Annotated in this window: 6 protein-coding genes and 1 riboswitch; all 6 genes read right to left on the bottom strand. The window is 35.5% G+C overall.

Annotated features, from left to right (window positions below; all coding sequences use genetic code 11):
* Positions 1–69: 69 nt before the first annotated feature.
* The 6 genes from OZD61_RS02590 to OZD61_RS02555 all read right to left on the bottom strand — a co-directional run bounded on the left by OZD61_RS02590 (position 70) and on the right by OZD61_RS02555 (position 4,724).
* Positions 70–762 (bottom strand): thiamine diphosphokinase, encoded by a 693-nt coding sequence (locus OZD61_RS02590; RefSeq protein ID WP_274979738.1) that lies wholly within the window; start codon positions 760–762, stop codon positions 70–72.
* Positions 743–1,018: a SemiSWEET family sugar transporter gene (locus tag OZD61_RS02585; RefSeq protein WP_274979737.1), complete on the bottom strand. Its 276-nt coding sequence runs from the start codon at positions 1,016–1,018 to the stop codon at positions 743–745. Before OZD61_RS02585 ends, OZD61_RS02590 begins: the two co-directional genes overlap by 20 nt.
* Positions 1,007–1,109: riboswitch (TPP riboswitch) on the bottom strand. (Overlaps the previous gene by 12 nt.)
* A 76-nt stretch (positions 1,110–1,185) precedes the next feature.
* Complete coding sequence (locus OZD61_RS02580) at positions 1,186–2,031, bottom strand: SPFH domain-containing protein (RefSeq protein ID WP_274979741.1); 846 nt, start codon at positions 2,029–2,031, stop codon at positions 1,186–1,188.
* Positions 2,032–2,038: 7 nt separating this feature from the next.
* Positions 2,039–3,220: a peptidoglycan DD-metalloendopeptidase family protein gene (locus OZD61_RS02575; RefSeq protein WP_410543725.1), complete on the bottom strand. Its 1,182-nt coding sequence runs from the start codon at positions 3,218–3,220 to the stop codon at positions 2,039–2,041.
* On the bottom strand, positions 3,217–3,957 hold the full coding sequence (locus OZD61_RS02560; protein ID WP_038248082.1) for a YebC/PmpR family DNA-binding transcriptional regulator: 741 nt from the start codon (positions 3,955–3,957) through the stop codon (positions 3,217–3,219). Before OZD61_RS02560 ends, OZD61_RS02575 begins: the two co-directional genes overlap by 4 nt.
* A 59-nt stretch (positions 3,958–4,016) precedes the next feature.
* Complete coding sequence (locus OZD61_RS02555; RefSeq protein ID WP_274979736.1) at positions 4,017–4,724, bottom strand: outer membrane protein assembly factor BamD; 708 nt, start codon at positions 4,722–4,724, stop codon at positions 4,017–4,019.
* Between the last annotated feature and the right edge of the window lie 127 nt (positions 4,725–4,851).

The raw sequence follows: 4,851 nt of genomic DNA, 5'->3' as shown, positions 1-4,851 counted from the left end.
AAGGAACCAGTGTCAGCTACTTGGATGATACCTTTTTTCTACTTAGTTTGGGTTATGCAAGAAGTCTATTTACTTCTTAACTTGACGCACATGATGTCTTGCAGCATCATCTACTGTCTCTAAATAAATCATTGCTAGACATATACCACTGTGTACTTCTACGGATACCTTATTGCCTAAACTTCGATTAAAGCAAGAATTTTTTCCCGGAAAAGCAAGATTACTAAGGTGCAGTTCCCATTTTAATCCTTTAGTTGATATTTGAGCTCTCGGTGTATCAAGTAAAGATATTTTAGTACTTTTTGGCAAAGAAAAAAAATGGGTAATACCTTTTTGTAAAGTGTAACCTACCATGGGAGGTGAAGGTGTGTAAAAGATACTGCCCGTACTTAGAAAAATGTTAATATTCTGTAGTATGTGATCAATTGCTCCTCCAGTAATACCCGTTACTATTGATGGCAATAACTTTACTGTTTTTAAGTGAGCCATTGCTTTAGAAAAGTCGCAATAATCTTGATCAGGTAGATATATCGTATTCAAATTAGCACGTAAATCCAGATTTACGCTATCCAAATCTCCTACTACAAGATCAGGTTTTACGCCAATTGATAGAAGCTTGTTTGCTCCTCCATCTACAGCAATAATGGGTATATCTCGTTTAAAAAACGATGAGCTCGGTATTTTTCCATTTAGCACTACAATAGAACGATATTGTTGTTGTGTACTGCAGTGCAGCACATGATCATGGTGCAGGTTTTGCATCGTAGTAACATTTTTGAATAATTGATATTATGCTAATCATTAATCCAGCAATATTGCTAAGCACCACAAAAATTGAGCTCTGGTAAAGACCATAGCCAATCCAAGACAATGAACAAATAAGATAGTTTACTAACATTAACATCGATACATCACGAGTAACTTTAGTGATATATGCTTTATATACTTGAGGTGATAATCCAATTAGAGATGCAATTAACGCAACGAAGCCGAAGCATTCTTCAATATTTATATACATACACTTTCCTACGCTTGCTTTAACAATATCAGGTTCAAAGGGTTGTACTTTATGTACTCTCAGCTTTTCTAGAGCACCCCTAATGCGTGTAATTTATAACATCATTTAGTCTATTAATCAAGAAATTAATAGTGACTTGCATTTATGAAACCCAATCGGCTTCTATGCTAATTATTATCTAAACTAATCGTCGGTTGTGCATCTTGCTCAGAGATTAGGGCAACCAACAAATTATTTATCAATTGAACCTTTTGCTTGCCATCTAATTGTAAGCTTTTGTTTTTTTCAAAATGAGCTATTACTTCCTCGACAATTCCCATTGCATTTTGCACTATATGCCTTCTTGCCGAAGCGATAGCATGTGCTTGTTGACGCCTTAACATTGCTTGTGCAATCTCGGACGAATACGCCAAATGCGATATTCTTGCTTCTGTAATCTCAATTCCTGCAATATCTAATCTTTGTTGTAACATTGACCGCAATTCATCTGAAATTTTATCAGAATTTTTACGTAAAGATTCCTCATCGCTTTCGCTATCATACGGATAATTGCTCGCCAATTCTCTAATTACCGAGTCACTCTGTACAAAAACAAATTCGTGATAGTTGTTAACATTATAATACGCCTTTGCAGGACTGCTCACTCTCCAAACAATTACTGCAGAAATCTCTATTGGACTTCCATTTGCATCATTAACTTTTATTTTTTCTGTGTTAATATTCTGAAATTTTAGGGAAACTATATATTTGCTTGAAAAGGGAAGCGTTACACATATTCCAGACTTAAAATAAGTTCCAGTATAATGACCAAAAAATTCTATCACTCTTGCTTCATTAGGGTCATTAATAAAAAATCCTTGAAGAAAAGTCAAAATTGAAACGGCAGCAACTCCAAGTGCAATTGTGTTGTCATATGCCAAAAAAAGCAGCGATAAAATTAATCCTAGCGCTATTAGTACAGGAAAAGCCCGAATTTGACTCAAATTTCTATCGTTTATCGTATTCTTATCCATATTGTCTTTAAACTTCTTTTTCACTTGAACTCTCTCTGTTGATCGTTTTATTTATCTTATTTACAAATAGTTTAAACTCTCTTAATTCATGATCAGGCAATTTTACTTCAGTTTTATGCGCTATCGTAAGCGGATCGATGTGTTTGCCGTTATATATAACTTCGTAATGTAAATGAGGGCCTGTTGCAACACCAGTGCTACCAACATAGGCGATGACCTGCCCCTGCTTTACTTTAGAGCCTAACTTTATATCGCCACTAAATCTACTTATATGCGCATAACAGGTTGAATATTCATTTTTGTGTTTTATTTTGATGTAATTTCCATAGCCACCATTCTTTCCTATATATTCTATCACACCCTCTGCAGCAGCGTATATGGGAGTGCCAAGTTTAGCTGCATAATCCACTCCTTTGTGAAAAGCAATTTTACCGCGAACAGGATGCTTTCTATTGCCAAATTTTGAGGATATGCGATAATCTCCATTTAAAGGATTTGCAAAAATTTCGCCATTTTCTAAGCTTATTCCTTCTTTATTAAAATACCTTTCTTTGCCGTCTTGCGATTTATAATGATATAAACTAATAGCTTTCTTGTTTATCGTCAGTGAAGCATATAAAATTTTTTCTTCAGTCTTCTGATTATTAGGCAATCTCTCAAAAAGAACCTCCAATTTACTCTTCGGCACAATGTCTTTTTTAAAATCAACACCGAAATCTTTATATATGTTGATCAATTTCACCACTGTATTTGGCGCCAACCCTTGCTCAATTCCCGTGGCAAAAAAGGAAGATTTTATGGTACTGGATATGAATAATAACCTTCTATCATGGTTGCTTTCTGTCACCTCAAAATCCTCTCCTGTCATTCCAGCGCTTGACGCTGGAATCCAGTTTTTATTATACAATCGCTTGATGTGTTCATTTGTAATTGAATTTTCTGGATCCCAGTGTCTAGGCACACAACTGTACGAACATTTCAATTTGCGGGCGGTGTCATTCCAGTGCTTGACACTGGAATCCAGCTCTTTGACCGACAATGCTGCATAGTGTGCTTGAATTTTTCTGGATCCCAGTGTCTGGGCACTGGGATGACACCCTACACACTGGAACAGCACTGCAAGATCTGTTGATGTTTCAGTAGCATATGCTGGTAAAGTACAAAGCAATACAAATATTACCAGCCTCATAGCTTATCAACAAAAGTAAAATTACCTTCCACATACTGTACATCATCATTATCTTCCAGCTCTTCAACCAATGCAGATAATTTATCAATCAACTCTTTATCGCTAATTTCAATCAGATCTTTTGGCTGCCGTGAAAGACGAGCAAGTTCTGGTTCTCCGAATTTTGCATAAAAGGCATCGCGTACTTTACCAAAATCTTTTATTTCACAAGTTATAACGTGTAATCCTTCTTTGTCATTTTCCTCAACATTCAATACTTCTAATTCGATTCCATGACTGAATAAATCATCAAAATTCACACCCTCTGCTTTATAGACGATTAAGCCTACATGATCGAAAAGGTAACTAACACTTCCTGTTTCTCCTAAATTTCCACCTTTACGAGAAAAGATATAACGTACCTCAGAAGCAGTACGGTTGCGATTATTAGTCAAGGCATGGACAATGAGTGCAGTGCCAGAAGGCCCATGACCTTCATATTGTATTTCCTCGTAATTTTCTCCAGCAACGTTACCAGTTGCATTTTTTATTGCTGTTTCTATTTTATCTTTTGGTAGATTTTCCTTGCGTGCAGCAAATATAGCAGAGCGAAGGCGCGGGTTGAGTTCGGGATCGGGCAGCCCTTGCTTTGCAGCAACTGTTATTTCTCTAATCATCTTCGTAAATTTTTGAGAGCGCTTTGCATCCTGAGCGCCTTTCCGATGTTTTATATTTGAAAATTGTGAATGACCAGCCATATTCAAATAGTTAAAAACCTAATTATATATCAAAGCATAGAAAAGACTAAAGCAAATTTTCAAGCCTCCGGCTTGGCATCTTGCAGGTTTTCTGCTAATAACATACTTTCATACTGCTTAGCTTCTAAGTCAAGGCCAATAGCTGAATGGGCTGCTATTAAATGGTTAATAGACTTAGAAAAATATTTAGAATCCTTATAGCTTGCCATATTCTGGAAACGCTTAATTGCTGCTAAATATTCACCACGCCTCAGGTAAAATTTACCGATAGAGTACTCTTTTGTTGATATATGCTCTGTGATTAGCTTTGCTTTTTCCTTCATCTCGTCTACATATTCGCTGCCTGGAAAGAGATTAATGCACTCAGTGGCTAGCTCTAAAGTTTTATATGCAGTTTGCTGTCCAAGTTGCACTTTATTAATTTGCATGTAATAAGATAATACTCTTAAGTAGTATACATATGGTAAATCTTCACCATTTGAATAAACATATATATAATCATCCATATCACTTGCAGCACTTCTATAGTTACCCATATTATAGTGAGAAACCCCAGATAATAATTTTGCTTTCCTTGCCCAATAAGAGAAAGGGTACAAATCCTCTATCTTTTGAAATGCCCTAATAGCTTGTTTATATTTTTTCTGGTCAAAAAGTTCAACTGCTTCTTCATATAGTTCAGTTTCAGTTTTTTCAAGATCATTCGCATACGATTGTGTAAAGGAGCAAATTAGAAAAATAAAGCACGTGATTAAAGTCTTATACATAAGATTTTTCTCGATCAAAATAAAGTATAGACCTAAATATTACTTAAATAAATAAATAAATTTCTTAGAACCTGTTTAAAATCTTCGTAATAGGAGAGAAATGAAGGAAAGGACAATCATTTGCAAG

This window comes from Wolbachia endosymbiont of Drosophila bocki, assembly GCF_028982005.1.
GTDB classification, from domain to species: Bacteria; Pseudomonadota; Alphaproteobacteria; order Rickettsiales; family Anaplasmataceae; genus Wolbachia; species Wolbachia pipientis.
This window is presented reverse-complemented; position numbering and strand designations above follow the sequence as displayed.

What these genes read in the sequence shown, in the direction of transcription:
- OZD61_RS02590 (WP_274979738.1), bottom strand. Translation starts at nt 762, where the DNA reads ATGCAAAACCTGCACCATGATCATGTGCTGCACTGCAGTACACAACAA.
- OZD61_RS02585 (WP_274979737.1), bottom strand. Translation starts at nt 1,018, where the DNA reads ATGTATATAAATATTGAAGAATGCTTCGGCTTCGTTGCGTTAATTGCA.
- OZD61_RS02580 (WP_274979741.1), bottom strand. Translation starts at nt 2,031, where the DNA reads ATGGATAAGAATACGATAAACGATAGAAATTTGAGTCAAATTCGGGCT.
- OZD61_RS02575 (WP_410543725.1), bottom strand. Translation starts at nt 3,220, where the DNA reads ATGAGGCTGGTAATATTTGTATTGCTTTGTACTTTACCAGCATATGCT.
- OZD61_RS02560 (WP_038248082.1), bottom strand. Translation starts at nt 3,957, where the DNA reads ATGGCTGGTCATTCACAATTTTCAAATATAAAACATCGGAAAGGCGCT.
- OZD61_RS02555 (WP_274979736.1), bottom strand. Translation starts at nt 4,724, where the DNA reads ATGTATAAGACTTTAATCACGTGCTTTATTTTTCTAATTTGCTCCTTT.